The 13,975-nt window shown below is 68.6% G+C and carries 14 protein-coding genes; 9 read left to right on the top strand and 5 right to left on the bottom strand.

What is annotated here, in order from left to right:
• Nucleotides 1–14: 14 nt before the first annotated feature.
• The 4 genes from Aco03nite_RS38315 (at nt 15) to Aco03nite_RS38300 (ending at nt 3,194) form a co-directional block, all read left to right on the top strand.
• Nucleotides 15–698: a GntR family transcriptional regulator gene (locus Aco03nite_RS38315; RefSeq protein ID WP_203805300.1), complete on the top strand. Its 684-nt coding sequence runs from the start codon at nt 15–17 to the stop codon at nt 696–698.
• Nucleotides 699–912: 214 nt separating this feature from the next.
• Nucleotides 913–2,115 carry a metal-dependent hydrolase family protein gene (locus Aco03nite_RS38310; RefSeq protein ID WP_239145781.1) on the top strand — a complete coding sequence of 401 codons (1,203 nt, stop codon included), beginning with the start codon at nt 913–915 and terminating at the stop codon, nt 2,113–2,115.
• Nucleotides 2,112–2,945 (top strand): pyrroline-5-carboxylate reductase, encoded by an 834-nt coding sequence (proC, locus tag Aco03nite_RS38305; protein ID WP_203805296.1) that lies wholly within the window; start codon nt 2,112–2,114, stop codon nt 2,943–2,945. Before Aco03nite_RS38310 ends, proC begins: the two co-directional genes overlap by 4 nt.
• Before the next feature lie 12 nt (nt 2,946–2,957).
• On the top strand, nt 2,958–3,194 hold the full coding sequence (locus Aco03nite_RS38300) for a hypothetical protein (protein WP_203805294.1): 237 nt from the start codon (nt 2,958–2,960) through the stop codon (nt 3,192–3,194).
• Here the strand turns inward: Aco03nite_RS38300 and Aco03nite_RS38295 are convergent.
• From Aco03nite_RS38295 to Aco03nite_RS38280, 4 genes are read right to left on the bottom strand one after another with little or no spacing between them, the layout of a single operon-like run.
• The gene (locus Aco03nite_RS38295; RefSeq protein WP_203805292.1) at nt 3,172–4,920 is read right to left on the bottom strand and encodes a DUF6461 domain-containing protein; all 1,749 of its coding nucleotides are present in this window, start codon (nt 4,918–4,920) and stop codon (nt 3,172–3,174) included. The genes Aco03nite_RS38300 and Aco03nite_RS38295 overlap by 23 nt on opposite strands.
• A gap of 15 nt (nt 4,921–4,935) precedes the next feature.
• Nucleotides 4,936–5,646: a DUF899 domain-containing protein gene (locus Aco03nite_RS38290; RefSeq protein ID WP_203805290.1), complete on the bottom strand. Its 711-nt coding sequence runs from the start codon at nt 5,644–5,646 to the stop codon at nt 4,936–4,938.
• A 55-nt stretch (nt 5,647–5,701) separates the two neighbouring features.
• Nucleotides 5,702–7,147: a GGDEF domain-containing protein gene (locus tag Aco03nite_RS38285; RefSeq protein WP_203805288.1), complete on the bottom strand. Its 1,446-nt coding sequence runs from the start codon at nt 7,145–7,147 to the stop codon at nt 5,702–5,704.
• Nucleotides 7,148–7,196: 49 nt separating this feature from the next.
• Nucleotides 7,197–8,030 carry an SDR family NAD(P)-dependent oxidoreductase gene (locus Aco03nite_RS38280; protein ID WP_203805286.1) on the bottom strand — a complete coding sequence of 278 codons (834 nt, stop codon included), beginning with the start codon at nt 8,028–8,030 and terminating at the stop codon, nt 7,197–7,199.
• Nucleotides 8,031–8,094: 64 nt separating this feature from the next.
• Between Aco03nite_RS38280 and Aco03nite_RS38275 the strand changes: the two genes are divergently transcribed.
• From Aco03nite_RS38275 to Aco03nite_RS38265, 3 genes are all read left to right on the top strand, one after another.
• On the top strand, nt 8,095–8,700 hold the full coding sequence (locus Aco03nite_RS38275) for a TetR/AcrR family transcriptional regulator (RefSeq protein WP_203805284.1): 606 nt from the start codon (nt 8,095–8,097) through the stop codon (nt 8,698–8,700).
• A 72-nt stretch (nt 8,701–8,772) separates the two neighbouring features.
• Nucleotides 8,773–9,204: a hypothetical protein gene (locus tag Aco03nite_RS38270; RefSeq protein WP_203805282.1), complete on the top strand. Its 432-nt coding sequence runs from the start codon at nt 8,773–8,775 to the stop codon at nt 9,202–9,204.
• A gap of 12 nt (nt 9,205–9,216) precedes the next feature.
• Nucleotides 9,217–9,645, top strand: coding sequence for a hypothetical protein (locus tag Aco03nite_RS38265; RefSeq protein WP_203805280.1), 429 nt, complete (start codon nt 9,217–9,219; stop codon nt 9,643–9,645).
• Nucleotides 9,646–10,212: 567 nt separating this feature from the next.
• Here Aco03nite_RS38265 and Aco03nite_RS38260 read toward each other — a convergent pair.
• Complete coding sequence (locus tag Aco03nite_RS38260) at nt 10,213–11,493, bottom strand: sensor histidine kinase (RefSeq protein WP_239145789.1); 1,281 nt, start codon at nt 11,491–11,493, stop codon at nt 10,213–10,215.
• 27 nt (nt 11,494–11,520) lie between these two features.
• On the opposite strand from Aco03nite_RS38260, the gene Aco03nite_RS38255 reads away from it, so the two are divergent.
• Together Aco03nite_RS38255 and Aco03nite_RS38250 are read left to right on the top strand one after the other, a co-directional pair.
• Nucleotides 11,521–12,180, top strand: coding sequence for a response regulator transcription factor (locus Aco03nite_RS38255; RefSeq protein ID WP_203805276.1), 660 nt, complete (start codon nt 11,521–11,523; stop codon nt 12,178–12,180).
• 296 nt (nt 12,181–12,476) lie between these two features.
• Nucleotides 12,477–13,895: a deoxyguanosinetriphosphate triphosphohydrolase family protein gene (locus tag Aco03nite_RS38250; RefSeq protein ID WP_203805274.1), complete on the top strand. Its 1,419-nt coding sequence runs from the start codon at nt 12,477–12,479 to the stop codon at nt 13,893–13,895.
• Nucleotides 13,896–13,975: the final 80 nt, after the last annotated feature.

Here is a 13,975-nt window from a genome sequence, read left to right as displayed (position 1 = left end):
AGTGGGGAGCGAACGTGCCATCGAAGAGGACCAGCATCCAGCAATTCGAGAAGGTGAGTCTGCGTGAGCAGGTGACCCGGGCGCTCCGGGCCGCGATCATCTCCGGTGAGCTGGAGCCGGGGGCGGTGTACTCCGCGCCCAGTCTCGGCGCGCGCTTCAACGTCTCGGCGACTCCGGTGCGTGAGGCGATGCTGGATCTGGTGCGGGAGAACCTGGTCACGACGGTGCGGAACAAGGGTTTCCGGGTCACCGCGATCGACGAGGGCGACCTCGACGAGATCACCGAGCTGCGGATGCTCATCGAGCCGCCGTTGATGGCCCGGGTCACGCCGATCATCCCGGCCGGTGACATGCCGATGCTGCGGGAAATGGCCGAGGCCATCGTCGCCGGTGCCCGGGAGGGTGATCTGGTGGCGTACACCGAAGCCGACCGGGCTTTTCATCTGCGCCTGCTGGACTATGCGGGCAATCAGCGGATCTGTTCGCTGATCTCCGGTCTGCGGGGCCGGACCCGGCTGTACGGGCTGGCCGCGCTGTACGAGAGCGGTGAGCTGGAGGCCTCGGCGCGCGAGCACCACACGATTCTGGACGCTGTCGAGCGTAACGAGCCGGCGGCTGTCCAGGAGCTGATGGTCAACCACATCGCGCAGGTCAGGGGCCGTTGGGCCGGGCCGGCGAAGGCGCAGAACGTAACCTGACGGTCAACCTGTCCGCCTCCGGGCCGCCGGACGTGTCAACTGTGAAAGCTCTTGTCCTAGTGAAATGTCACACCGTAGTGTTCGGCAGTCACCATCCGGAGGTCACCGTGATCCGTACTCTGCTCACCCGGCGGCGGACCCCTCGCGCGTCACCCGACCCGATCCCGGCCTGCTCCGGCGGCGCCACCACGGACCGGCGGAACGGGGTGACGGCGTGAGCGGTGGCGACCTGATCGTCCGCAACGCACGGATCTTCGACGGCCACACCGAGGAACTGACCGAGGGCTCGATCCGGATCGTCGACGGCGTCGTCCGGGAGATCGGTGACGTCGCCACGGGGGCCGGCGTCCGCACCGTCGACGCGCGCGGCGCCGTGGTCACCCCGGGACTGATCGACGCGCACTTCCACGCCTACGCGATCTCCCTGGAATCCGGGCCGATCGAGAAAGCGCCCCGCAGCTACGTGGCCCTGCGGGCCCAGCACCGGCTGCGCGACGCCCTGCACCGCGGGTTCACCACGGTGCGCGACCCGGCCGGCGGCGACGCCGGCCTGGCCCGGGCCATCGACGAGGGTGTCATCGTGTCGCCGCGGTACTTCTTCACCGGGGCGGCACTGAGCCAGACCGGTGGGCACGGCGACTACCGCGGCGCCGGCGACGACTCGGCCTGCCACGACGGTTGCGCCGTCGAGGTCGTCGACGGTGTCGAAGCCCTGCGGGTGGCGGTGCGCGACCGGTTCCGGCACGGCGCGCACGCGATCAAGCTGATGACCTCGGGCGGTGTGGTGTCGCCCGTCGACCCGATCGCCGTGCCGCAGTACTCGGCGGCGGAGATCACCGCGGTCACCGACGAGGCCCGGCGTCGCGGCAGCTACGTGGCCGCGCACGCCTACTCCCCGGAGGCGATTGTCCACTCGGTGGTCAACGGGGTGCGCTCGATCGAACACGGCAACCTGCTCGACGCGCCGACCGCCCGGCTGATGGCCGAACACGACGCGGTGCTGGTGCCGACCCTGGGCGCGTACGACGCGATGGACCGCCTCGGCGCCCAGCTCGGCCTGTCCGAGGTGGCCCAGCAGAAGAACCGCGAGGTGCTGCACGCCGGAGGCGACGCCGTCCGGTACGCCCTGGAAGCCGGGGTCACCGTCGGCTTCGGCTCGGACAACATGGGTGACCTGGTCTCCGAGCAGCTCGTCGGCGTCCGCCTGATCAAGGAGGCGGTCGGCGCCCTGGCCGCGCTGCGGGCCGTCACCGGCGGCAACAGCACCCTGCTGGGCCGCGACGACCTCGGCCGGCTCGCCATCGGGACCGCCGGTGACCTGGTGGTCTGGTCCGGCGACCCGTTCACCGACATCGACGTCATCGCCGACCGCGACCGGGACCGCACGGTGATCCAGAACGGTCTCGTGGTCCGATGACCGGCCCACGTCTCGCCGTGGTCGGCGCCGGGTCGATCGCCCGGGCCATGCTGTCCGGCTGGGCCCGGTCCGGCACCGCGTTCACCTCCGTCACCACGGTGAACCGCAGTACCGCCGGAGCCGCGTCGACCGCTGCCGGCGCACTCCCGGCCGGCACGGTCGCCACCTCGCTGGAGACCGACCCGGAGGCCGCGCACACCGCGGTCCGCGACGCCGACGTGGTGATCCTGGCGGTCAAGCCGTACCAGATGGCCGAGGTTCTCGCCGATCTCTCGGCGTCGATCCGGCCCGGCACGGCGGTGCTGTCCGCCGCGACCGGCACCCGGGTCGACACGATGACCGCCGCGCTCGCCGAGGGGGTGCACGTTCTGCGGTGCACCCCCAACACGCCGAGCGCGGTCGGCCGTGGGGTGGTCGGGCTGGTCCCGGCACCCCACGTCCCGGCCGGCGTCTTCCAGCAGGTCCGCGACCTGCTGGCCGGTCTCGGCGAGGTCGTCGAGGTGCCCGAGGACCGGTTCAACAGCGTCACCGCCGTCGCCGGTTCCGGGCCCGCGTACGTCTTCCTGCTCGTCGAGAAGCTCCGCGACTCGGCGATCGGGCAGGGCTTCGACCCGGACACCGCCCTGGTGCTGGCCCAGCAGGTGTTCCGCGGCGCGGTCGAACTCCTCGCCGAGACCGGCGAGGACCCGGCCGACCTGCGCCGCAAGGTCACCAGCCCGAACGGCACCACCCAGCGCGCCGTCGAGACCTTCGAAGCCGGTGACCTGGGTGGTCTGTTCGAGTCGGCGGTGGTGGCCTGCCGGGCCCGGGCGGAGGAACTCACGTCGTGACCGCCGCCCGCTGTGCCGCCGTACTCACCGGTGGCGGCGATCCTGCACGCCAGGGCGATGCTTCCCGAGGTCGCGCCGGACCTGCACGTGCGCGCGTTCTGCCCACTGGTGGACGTCGCGACGCTCACCCACGGTGCGGTCCTCGCCCTGGGCCCGCGGATGGCCGCCCTGTTCGGCGACGCCCAAGGCGGCACCGGCTTCGGCGTCCAGCTGCTCACCCCGCTCTTCAGCGCTGTTTCTCCTGCTTGACCCGGTAACCGCTTCCAGCGGCCTCGATCGCGGCCAGTTCGTCGGCGGTGAAGACGTGACCGGTGAAACGCTCCACCGCCACCAGCCCCTTCTCGGTACGGTCGCCGAGCTCGCCGAAATCGATACCGGCCAGGCACTCGGCGACCTTCGGCGGGGCCGACTCGCCACCCATCGGCTCGAAACCGGCCAGCAGCTCGCCACGCTCGGCGAACGACAGCCGGGTGACGGCGTTGACGTTCCAGAACATGCTGGCCGCCCGCCCCCGCCCGGACGCCGCCTGCAACACCGGTGCCCGGGAACCGTAGTAGCCGTTGAACTCCACGACCACCACCGCGTCCCCGGTGTCCAGTGCGGTGATCCAGTCCGGTTCCATCTCCGTCCGGTCGAACGGCTCCGGCTGGTCCGGGTCGGCGCCGAAGGCCCGCAGCACCTCGGCGAACGGGGTACCGGTCACCACGGTCACCGTCGCGGCGACGGTCAGCGCGGTGCGCTGCACCCAGCGGTAGGCGTGTTGCGGCGGCACCGCCCGGACCGGTTCGGGTTCGCCCCGCAGCCGGTGACCGAGCCGGTCGAAGCTCCGGTGCACGATCGGTGGTGCGGCGGGCGCGGCCCACACGACCAGCCGGTAGCTCTCGTAGGCGGCGTCCCCGTCGTCGCGGCCACGAGCGTGCACCCGCACCCGGTAGTCGCCGGGCCAGGGCGGGGTCGGGCCGGCCCGCCCGGTGGCTTCTCTCAACGACGCCAGGCCCGTCTCGGCGTGCCAGCTGACCTCGACGACGTCCGGCCAGTGCTCCTCCACCTCGGCGGGCGCTTCGGCCAGCACGACCGCCTCGACACGGACGGAACCTTCCCCCACGCCGGTACGGATCACCACACCACCGTCGACGGCCGCGGCCAGCCCGTTGCCGGAGAAGTCAGCGTCCGGGCAGGTCCCGTTCTCGGTCAGCGCGAAACGGTGACCCGCCACGGCGGCCTGGGTGTGGCTGTGCCGGGGAAACAGGTACTCGGCGCGGATCTTGGCCAGGAAAGCCGCCGCATACTCCCGGGGCATCGGCAGGTCACGCAGCAGCAACGCGGCGACACCCGTAGCCAGCCCGACCGTGGCCGGAACCCGGTCGATGATCGGAAACGGCCCCACCTGCTCGATGACGCTACCCGCAACCGTGATCGCCAGGGCGAGGTGCACGGCCCCGTGCCGGGCGGCGAGGGCGGCTTCATCGGCGCCGTCCGGCATCGCGGTGAGCAGGGCCGCGACGGCCGGGTCGCCGGCGACGGCCTGCGTCAGAGCAGCCGTGCGATCGGCGGCACCCGGGTACAACCGATCCAGCAGAGCCGCGGCCTCCACGGCTTCGCTCTGCTGGTCACCACCGCGCACGGTGCCGACCATGATCTGCCCGCCGGGTGGTGGCCCGCTCACCCCGTCGGCCAGGCCCGGCGCGGAACTCCAACCGGCCCCTTCCGGACCGGCCAGGAACAGTTCGAGCGCGCCCAGCAGCCGCTCGGTCGTCATCGGCCCGAACGACCGCAGAGCCCGGACCGCCGCAGCCTCCTCACCACGCGGCCCGAACCGCGGCGACACAGGCACCGCCGACGGCCACCGGGCCGCCGGCGAGACCGGGTCCTCCGGCGCCCCGATCCGGCCCAGCAGCCGGGCGGGCGCAGCCGGAATCCGCTCGATCAGCCCCGGCATCGCGGCAACGGCAAAAGCCGCCAGTTCATCGATCACCGGTCCATGATGGAGCTACTTTCCGGGGCCGTACAGGCGGGCGACGTCGGGCGAGTCGAGCCAGCCGCTGTAGGCCGGCGACTGCGGCCAGCCGGCCGGGGAGTCCTGCCACTCCTCCTGCCGGCCGAAGGGCAGCAGGTCGACCAGGGCGAACGTATAGGTGAGCTGTTCCGTGCCGCGGCCCGCGGTGTGCCAGGTGCGATAGACCGTGTCGCCGTCGCGGAGGAAGACGTTCACGGCGAAGCCGCCGCCGGCCGGGGCGTCGACGTCGGCGCCGAACGGGCTGTCGGCGGTGGAGTACCAGGTCATCCTGTTACCGACGCGGTCGGCGTACGCGAGGGCCTCGTCGATCGGCCCCTGCGTCACGATCACGAAGCGCGCGTCGTAGTTCTCGAGGAAGCCCAGCCGGGTGAACACCGCAGTGAGGCTGGTGCAGCCCCCGCACTGCCACTCGGCGCCCGGGTGCCACATGTGGTGGTAGACGATCAGCTGCGACCGGCCGTGGAAGATGTCAGCCAGCCGCACCGGCCCCTCCGCCCCGACCAGGGTGTATTCGGGCATGCGCACCATCGGCAACTTCCGCCGCTGCGCGGCGATCGCATCGAGTTCCCGGGTGGCCGCCTTCTCGCGGACGCGCAGGGCGTCCAGCTGCTCGCGCCAGGTCTCCTGATCGACAACGGGTGGCATCGCCATGACCGACATCTCCTTCTCCGTAGACAGCTTCACAAAGTCAGACTCACCGGCCCGGCCGAACTCATCGGTGAACCGCTCCGACCTTGAGTCAGCGGTCCAGGAGGGATTCCCGCGCGGTGGGTGGGAGAGCCGGGGCGACCGGCTGGCCGGGCATGTGCAGCACGTGCCCACCGCCCGCGCGTTTGGCCTGGTACATCGCCAGGTCGGCGTCGTGCAGGAGGGCCTCGGGGTTCGCGTCGTCGCGGATGGTGATGCCGATGCTCACGTCGATGCCGGCGGTGACCGGGCCGTCCGTGCCGGTCAGCCGGTAGGTGTCGCGCAGGCGGTCGCGGACGCGCCGGGCGATGGCGGCCACCGCCTCCGGGCCGACGTCGTCGTCCTCGACGACCAGCACGAACTCGTCGCCGCCGAGCCGGCCGACCAGGGTGCCGGCGCGGGACACCTCGGCCAGCCGGGCCGCCACCTGAACCAGCAGGTCGTCGCCGGCCTGATGGCCGTGGACGTCGTTGACCTGCTTGAACCGGTCCAGGTCCAGCAGCATCAGGGCGACCGGCCGCCGGCCGAGCCGGTCCAGGCGCTCCAGTACGGCCCGCCGGTTGGCCAGGCCGGTGAGCGCGTCCCGGCGGGCCTCCCGGTACCGTTCCCGGCCGACCGCCTCCAGCTCCCGGACGGTGATGCCCATCCGGGCCATCCCGGCGACCAGGGTCAGCCCGGCCAGGATCACGGTGAACTCCGACAGCGGCGTCTGACTGGCCACCAGCAGCACCGTCAGGGCGCCACCGGCCAGCCAGATCGCCACCCGGTACGGATCCCGGTCGTGGTCCGGGCGTACCGGGCCGGGTTGTCGCCAGGCGGCCAGGCCCAGCAGCATGATGCCGCCCAGGTAGAGGACGTCGATCAGTCCGGCGGGGAGCGGCACCCGGCCGTCGGTGGCGGCGTAGACGGTGTCCGCCATGATCGACAGGGAGATCCCGCCCATGATCATGGTGCTGGTGAGGCCGCTCCAGAAACCCAGCGCCCACTGCGCGGCCAGGGTGCCGAACAGCACCGCGTCGGCGACCGGATAGGCGAGGGTGACGATGCCGTCGGCGGTGGTCACCCCGATCAGGCCGTCCAGCACGATCGCCGAGAAGACCGCCGCGCCGCCCAGCCCGGTGATGGTGCCGTCCAGTGCGGTACGCCGGCTCGGCACCCGATCCGACAGCAGCAGGAGCAGCCCGGCGAACGCGAACGGGAAGAACCCCAGCCACCCGACGTCGGCCCAGGTCGAGTCCCGGACATCGGCGACGTTGTTGACCGCGGCGTACACCGTCCCGGCGATCGAGGAGCACAGTCCCAGCCCGAACGCTGCCCAGACCAGCCGCTGGGTGCGCACGAACCACACCCGCAAGGCCAGAAGCAGGACCACGCAGCCGTACGCCAGGGGAGTGGCAGCGTCCAGAACCCATGAGTCGACCCCGGTCAACCGCCCGGCGACGACCCCGGCGGCCAGTACGAGCATCACCACCCGCAGCATCAGAACCAGCCGGGCCACCACTCTGTCACCATCGGCAGCTCTGCCCCGGATGTGAGGCCACCCCGGTTCAGGAGAGGGCCCGGTCCATCAGCCGGGTGGGCAGGAAGCGGTTGAGCGGCAGGGTGATCGCCGCGTCCGGGCCGAGGCTGTAGCGGGCGCGCGGCCGCCTGGTCGTGGTGATCCGGACGATCCGGGCCGCCGCCTTCTCGGCGGTGATCGCGCGTTTCAGGAACGCCGACTGGAACCGCACCGTCGAGGAGATCAGCTCGCCGTAGAGGCCGGTGTGCTCGGCGTTCATACCGGCGGCGATCTCCAGGGATCGCGGCCCGCTGTGGTCGGCCATCGGGGTCCGTACACCGCCGGACTGGACGATCACCACCTGGATGCCCTGCGCGGACACCTCCCGGCGCAGCGCGTCGCTGGCGGACTCGAACGCGGCCTTGCTGCCGGCGTACGCCCCGTAGATCGGAAGAACTGCCTCCGCACCGACCGAACTGATGTTGACGACTCGGCCCCGGCTGCGCCGCAGCGCCGGCAGCAGTGCCTGGATGACGGTGATGTGCCCGAACAGGTTGACCTCGAACTGTTCGCGCCAGAGGTCGAGCGGCAGCACCTCCACCGGGGCGTTGATCTCGATCCCGGCGTTGTTGATCACCGCGCGCAACGGCCGCCGCCCCGGATCCCCGGCGATGCGGGCCGCGAGTGCGTCGACGTGTTCGCCGACGGTGATGTCCAGCAGCACCGGTTCGATGCGTTCCCCGCGGATCGTGCCGGCTTCCCGGTCGTCGCGGACTCCGGCGAGGACGTGGTAGCCCCGGGCCGCGAGCTGCCGGGCGGTGGCCGCGCCGATCCCGGTCGACGCGCCGGAGACGACGATCAGTTCGGTGTCAGTGGAAGTCATGGCCGCGATGTTGTCACCGACTACTTATGTTGTCAATGGCAACATCTCGGCTAGGATGGCGACCATGAGCACGCCGCCCGACCAGCGCCAGTACCACCACGGCGACCTCCGCACCGCCCTGCTGACGGCCGCCGACCGCAGCGTGCGCGCCCACGGCGTGGCCCAACTCTCCCTGCGCGACCTGGCCCGGGAGATCGGCGTCAGCCACGCCGCCCCGCGCCGGCACTTCCCCGACCGGCAGAGCCTGCTCGACGCCCTGGCGGAGAACGGATACACCCGCCTCGGCGAGCGGATCCGGGCCGCGGTCGCCAGCGGCGACGACGGATTCGCCCCGCGCCTGCGCCGGGCGGCATCGGCGTTCGCCCACTTCGCGACGGAGAATCCGGCGCTGCTGGAGCTGATGAACGCCGCCAAACACCGGCCGGGCGACTCACCGGTGTCCCGGTCCGCCGACACCGCGTTCGCCCCGCTCGTCGACCTGATCCGCGAGGGCCAGGACCGGCACGTCCTGCGGGCGGGCCCGTTCGAGGAGATCGGGCTGATCCTCTACGCGACGATGAACGGCATCGCCACGCTGATCAACAACGGTCTCGTCGACGCGACCCGGCTGGACGACCTGACCGCCGCCGCCGTGAACCAGTTCCTCAGGGGAGCCGCGCCGCACGGGTGAGCTTTTGCCGGCGGGCAACCCGCCGGGATCGCCGCCGGTGCATTCCTGTACGGAAAGCGTTCCCAAACTCAGGTGCAGGCGTCACCCGCCCTCGCGGCGACGATCCTGCCGGTCGTCGCACCGGTGGCCACCCCCACACCGTCCGCGTCGCCGACGACCACACCGGCCGGCAAACCCACGGCAAAGCCCCGAGCCTCCACCAAGACGGTCTACCTCAAACCACAGACCGACCGGGCGTACGGCAACGGATTCGACGAACCGTACGGCACCTTCACCCTGACCGACCTGGCCTACCCCGGCCCGATCCACGCCTACGCCGAACCGACCGACCGCTCCGCCAAGCTCTACCCCATCTACCCGTACGAGACGGTGACCGTCTACTGCTCGGTCCGAGGCCAGCGCCTGAACGGCCACGACCACTGGGACTGGACCGGAGACGGCTGGATCTGGGACCAGATGGTCGACATCAGCGGCCACACACCCCCACCCTGCATCTACGACTGACCGCACCCGAAAGTGAGCACGGCAATGATCAAAAACATCTCCCGAACGGTCTTCGTCACCGGTTCCGCGCTCGCGGTGGTGGCCCTGGGATCGCAGCCCGCCCAAGCATCATCCAAGCCCATCAAGAACCTGGAGGTCACCACCTTCACGATCGACAAAGGGACCTGCAAAAACGGTTATCTTCAAGCCTGGTTCGAAGCGCCCCACCGCAATACCGTGCTGTACGACCTGACGGTGAAGACCTCACGGGGGAAGGTCTTCGAGCCGGCCTACTCCTACGACAGCTCCGTCTCGATCGACGGCGGGTGCGTCAGCAAGGGATTCGTCGACGACGTCAAACGCAAACGGCTGACCGGAACCGTCCGGGCCTTCACCGGCGACGGCGATTACGTCGGCCAGCGCACCGTCCGCATCAAACTCGTCGACAACTGGGGCTGCTGACCCTCACCAACCATCGTTGTCCACGGCCCCGGACAAGACCGTCGCCGCTTGCGCGGCAGTTAGATGCCGGCGCTCAATCAAGCGATCGGCAAGTCTCCGCGCATGCTCAAGTCCGTGTTCCCGATTCTCCGTCTGGAGAAGTTGAGCAAAGCGGTCCCGACGCCAGTGTGCTGGATCGGCGTCGAAGGCTGCGGCACCAGCAATCCACTGCTGATGGAGCGCTGCCATCTCGCTGTCCGTCCGGAGGTAGATACGGCCATCACCGCCGCCATGTCGCAGGAGCGCGGATCCGGGCCCTCCCGCACTCAGATCAAGTCCGTGAAGCCACAGCAAGCCCATCGATGTAATCGGGTCGCTGACCAGTTCCGGCGCGTCTTCGACCCAAGGCTTGGACCATGCGTGAGCCTGTTCTCGACTGCACCTGCCCGTCGACACCGCCCGCCACCAGCTGTCGACATCATCGCGTGTAGGCACTTCCACAACGGTCAGCATACGAATCCCGTAGACACCCGACACCAAGATCAATAACGCTGATCGCGCCAGAGCCTGCTGATCCCGCCGTCCCGGTCATGGCGTTCGCTCGCTTGCTGGGAGGGTCAGGGCCGCGTCCAGGCCGGTCGGGTGGGCGGCGTCCAAGCGCAAGGCGCCGCCGCCGGCCTCGGCCAGCTTGGCGGCCAAGGCCAGACCGAGGCCGGTGCCGCCGCGTGGGGCTTCCGGGGCCCGCCAGAACGGCTGTAACGCCAGTTCGCGCTGGTCAGCCGTCAGACCGGGGCCGGCATCCAGCACGTGCAGGCTGACCTCCGCACCGGAGATCGCCCACGAGACGGTGACCGTGCTGGACGGCGGGGCCACATTCAACGCGTTCGACAGCAGGTTGTCCAGGATCTGCTCCAGGGCCCCGGGGACGGCTTGCGCGACCGTACCCGCAGCGCCTTTGACCGAAAGATCCACCTGTTTGTCCGCGGCGACCGGCCGCCACACCGCGATCCGGGCGTGGACCAGGGTGTCGACGGCCACCGGCTCGGTGGCGGGGGCGCTGTGTTCGGTACGGGTCATCGCCAGCAGGGTGTCCACCATCCCGGACAGCCGGTCGGTTTCCACGACCGCCGCCCGCAACGTGCCGGCGCTTTCCGCGGGAACGTCGTCCTCCAGGTTCTCGAGCCGCAGCCGCAACGCGGTCAACGGCGTCTTAAGCTGGTGCGACGCGTGGCCGACGAACGAACGCTGCGCCGCGATCAACTCCTGCAACCGGGCCGCGGTCGTGTTGAACGTGGCGGCCAGCCGGCGCAGCTCCGGCGGTCCGTTCAGGGTGGGCGCGGGCGTGGCGGCGCCGTCGGCGAGACTGCGGGTGGCCCGCTCCAGCTCGCGGACCGGGCGGCCGATCCAGCGGGCCAGGGCCAGGGCGATCAGGGCGCTGACCGTCAGCACGGCCACCCCGACACCGCCGAGCAGGTAGCGGAACTGGTGGATGCGGGCGGTCAACGGTTCACTGGATACCCGTACCCGCAAAGCGCCCTGGGTGGGCTCTCCGGGATGAATCGGGACCGACACCCAGATCGTGCCGTCGGTGATGCCGCTGATCACCGGCTGTGGAGCGGGGGAGATCTCGTCGAGGAAGATCTCCGCACTCCAGCGCTGGGCCGCATCGCCGAGCAGCGCCGGAATGTGGTCCTCGTCGTCACCCTGCGCGGTGTCGATGAACGCGGCAAGGGTCTCCGCGTCGTGTTCCAGCTGACTGATCGCGTGCTGTTCCTCAGCCCGCTGGTACACGTACCCGAACGGCAGCGCCAGCGCGGTCAGCACCACCAGAGCGAGGGACAGATAGGTCAGGAGCAGGCGCCGGATCACGCGCAACCCTACTCGGTATGGTGTGGCATGCGGGTTCTACTGGTTGAGGACGACGAGTCGATCGCCGAGCCGCTGGCCGAAGGGCTCAGTCGCTACGGGATCGTCACCACCCGGGTGGGCACCGGCGCGGACGCGCTGAAGGCCCCGCTCGGCGACTTCGTGCTGCTGGACCTGGGCCTGCCCGACATCGACGGCATCGACGTGTGTCGCCGTCTGCGTCAGGTCAGCGACGTGTCGATCATCATGCTGACCGCCCGCGGCGACCTCACCGACCGGGTGCTGGGCCTGGAGATCGGCGCCGACGACTACATGGCGAAGCCGTTCAGCACCCGCGAGCTGGTCGCCCGGATGCGCGCGATCGGCCGCCGCGCCACAACCCGCGCCAGCTCCCTGGAATCCCTCACCATCGACGACCGGGCCCGCCAGGCGAGCGTCGACGGCGAGACACTCCCGCTGACCCCGAAGGAGTACCAGCTCCTGGCCCTGCTGGCAGCCCAGCCGGGCACGGTCGTCGACCGCCGCCGCATCCTGGGAACGGTCTGGGAACCGAACTTCTTCGGCCGCGGCAAAACCCTGGACTTCCACGTGGCCACGCTCCGCCGCAAACTCGGCGACCCCCGCTGGATCGAAAACCGCCGCGGGATCGGTTTCCGCCTGGTCCTCCCGTCCCAATGGTCCCAGATCTAACCTTTTTTGTACGCCCGGCGAACAGCCCTGCCCCGTCAACGCAAACAATGCGCCCCACCCGGACCGCCCAGCGACCGCCGGGCGTATGCGCCCGTCACCGAAAACCAGCCCCGTGTCCCGTCGACAGCCCTCGCGACGGCCGATCCGCTACTTACTGATCTGCCGAGTTGAGCGTCAAGAAAAACTCCTGCCGGTTCACTCACGTCACTACGGCCACAGCATCGCCTCTTCCTAAGGTTGAAGAATAACCTGCCGATTAGGAGACAGTAATCTCGCTTTCCGGATTGGCAGAACCAATGAGACACAAAGATCGGCGATCAGAGCGGTGGAGCGGAAACACGAAAAGCGCATCAGACACGCGGTCGGAATTTCGGCGCGATCGCGACCGACTGATATACTCTGAGCCGTTCCGTCGACTTGCCGGAATAACGCAGGTTGTCTCACCGTACGAGGGGCAATCGCTTCACAGTCGCCTAGTGCATAGTCTTAAAGTTGGGCAAGTTGCGAGAGGATTGGCCGATAATCTCTTATCAAGATATTCGCGACGTCGTCTCCTCAGCCGATCGCTACGCATCTCTCGGCACCTTGACCCTGACATGTCGGAGTTTGCTGGATTGGCGCACGATATTGGTCATCCACCTTTCGGCCATGCAGCCGAAGATGAACTCCAGGATATTATGGAGAGCCACGACTTGGATTCTTTTGAGGGGAATGCTCAAGGCTTCCGAATTCTAACGCGGCCCACCGGGCACTATAGAGACGATGCGTCAAGACTTGACTTCACGCGTGGTGGGCTGCAGGCCGTCTTGAAGTACCCGTGGCTCAGAGAGCCCTGCCATAAGAAGGCCGGTAAAAAATGGGGTGCATACCGAGTCGATCGTGAGATGTTCGAATGGTGCTGCGGCCCGGCAGCCCCTCTCGGTAGCTGGAGTAGCGTAGGCGATCTACCGCCTCGTAGCATGGAAGCAGAGATCATGGACTGGGCGGATGACATCACCTACGCAGTTCATGATCTTGAGGACTTTGCCCGCCTTGGAGTCATACCGATCGCCGATCTATTATCAGAGGGTGAGACGTTGATTCGATTTTCGGCTTGGCTGACTAAAAAATGGGAATCAAAGGGAAATGCGAATGCAATCGAGGCTCTTGATGAGGCTTTGGGATGTATGAAAAAGCATCTTCCCGTCCGCAGCTTCAAGCGTTCCTCCGAGCGGGACGTTGCACTCTCATTGTTTACGGCTAGAATGGTACACGAATGCATAAAAGGGACCAGTCTCGAATTTCGAGACAGTGTACATCCCTGGGCTATGCGCAGACCCGATAGGTTAAATCTTGCAGTCGAAGCAATGAAGGAGCTGGCTTGGTATTTCGTTATAGACGGTGCCGAGGTTCGACCTTCGCAGGTTGGTCAGCGCATAATGATAAGGACCGTCTTCGAATACTTTTACGGAGAAGCCAGAAGGATTGCTAGCGGGCTTTCTCACGCTCACCTGCCGCGCTCAACGCGGATATCGGCAGAGATCACAAGAAATTCCGGCCTGGATATCTCGCCGGCGAGGATCGCCTGTGACGCAATTTGTGATCTCAATGAGATGCAGACCAGTCGTCTTTACAATCGCTTGACCGGCGCAACCATTGGCCAATCGGATATCTTTGGAGAATCTCAAGAAGCAGCCTCCTACCCGGCAATTTGGGGTGCCAACCCGGGTCGTTAGTCAACTCCCTCAGTTGCCGCTGGTAAGGCATGCGGGCGCCAGCCAGTGGCGTGCTAACCTCCGGGGTGCCGAGCGACGGT

Origin of the sequence: Actinoplanes couchii (assembly GCF_016862075.1) — a bacterium.
In the GTDB taxonomy this organism is placed as follows: Bacteria; Actinomycetota; Actinomycetes; order Mycobacteriales; family Micromonosporaceae; genus Actinoplanes; species Actinoplanes couchii.
The sequence above is the reverse complement of the archived record's forward strand: the minus strand, read 5'-3'. Positions and strand labels throughout refer to the sequence as shown.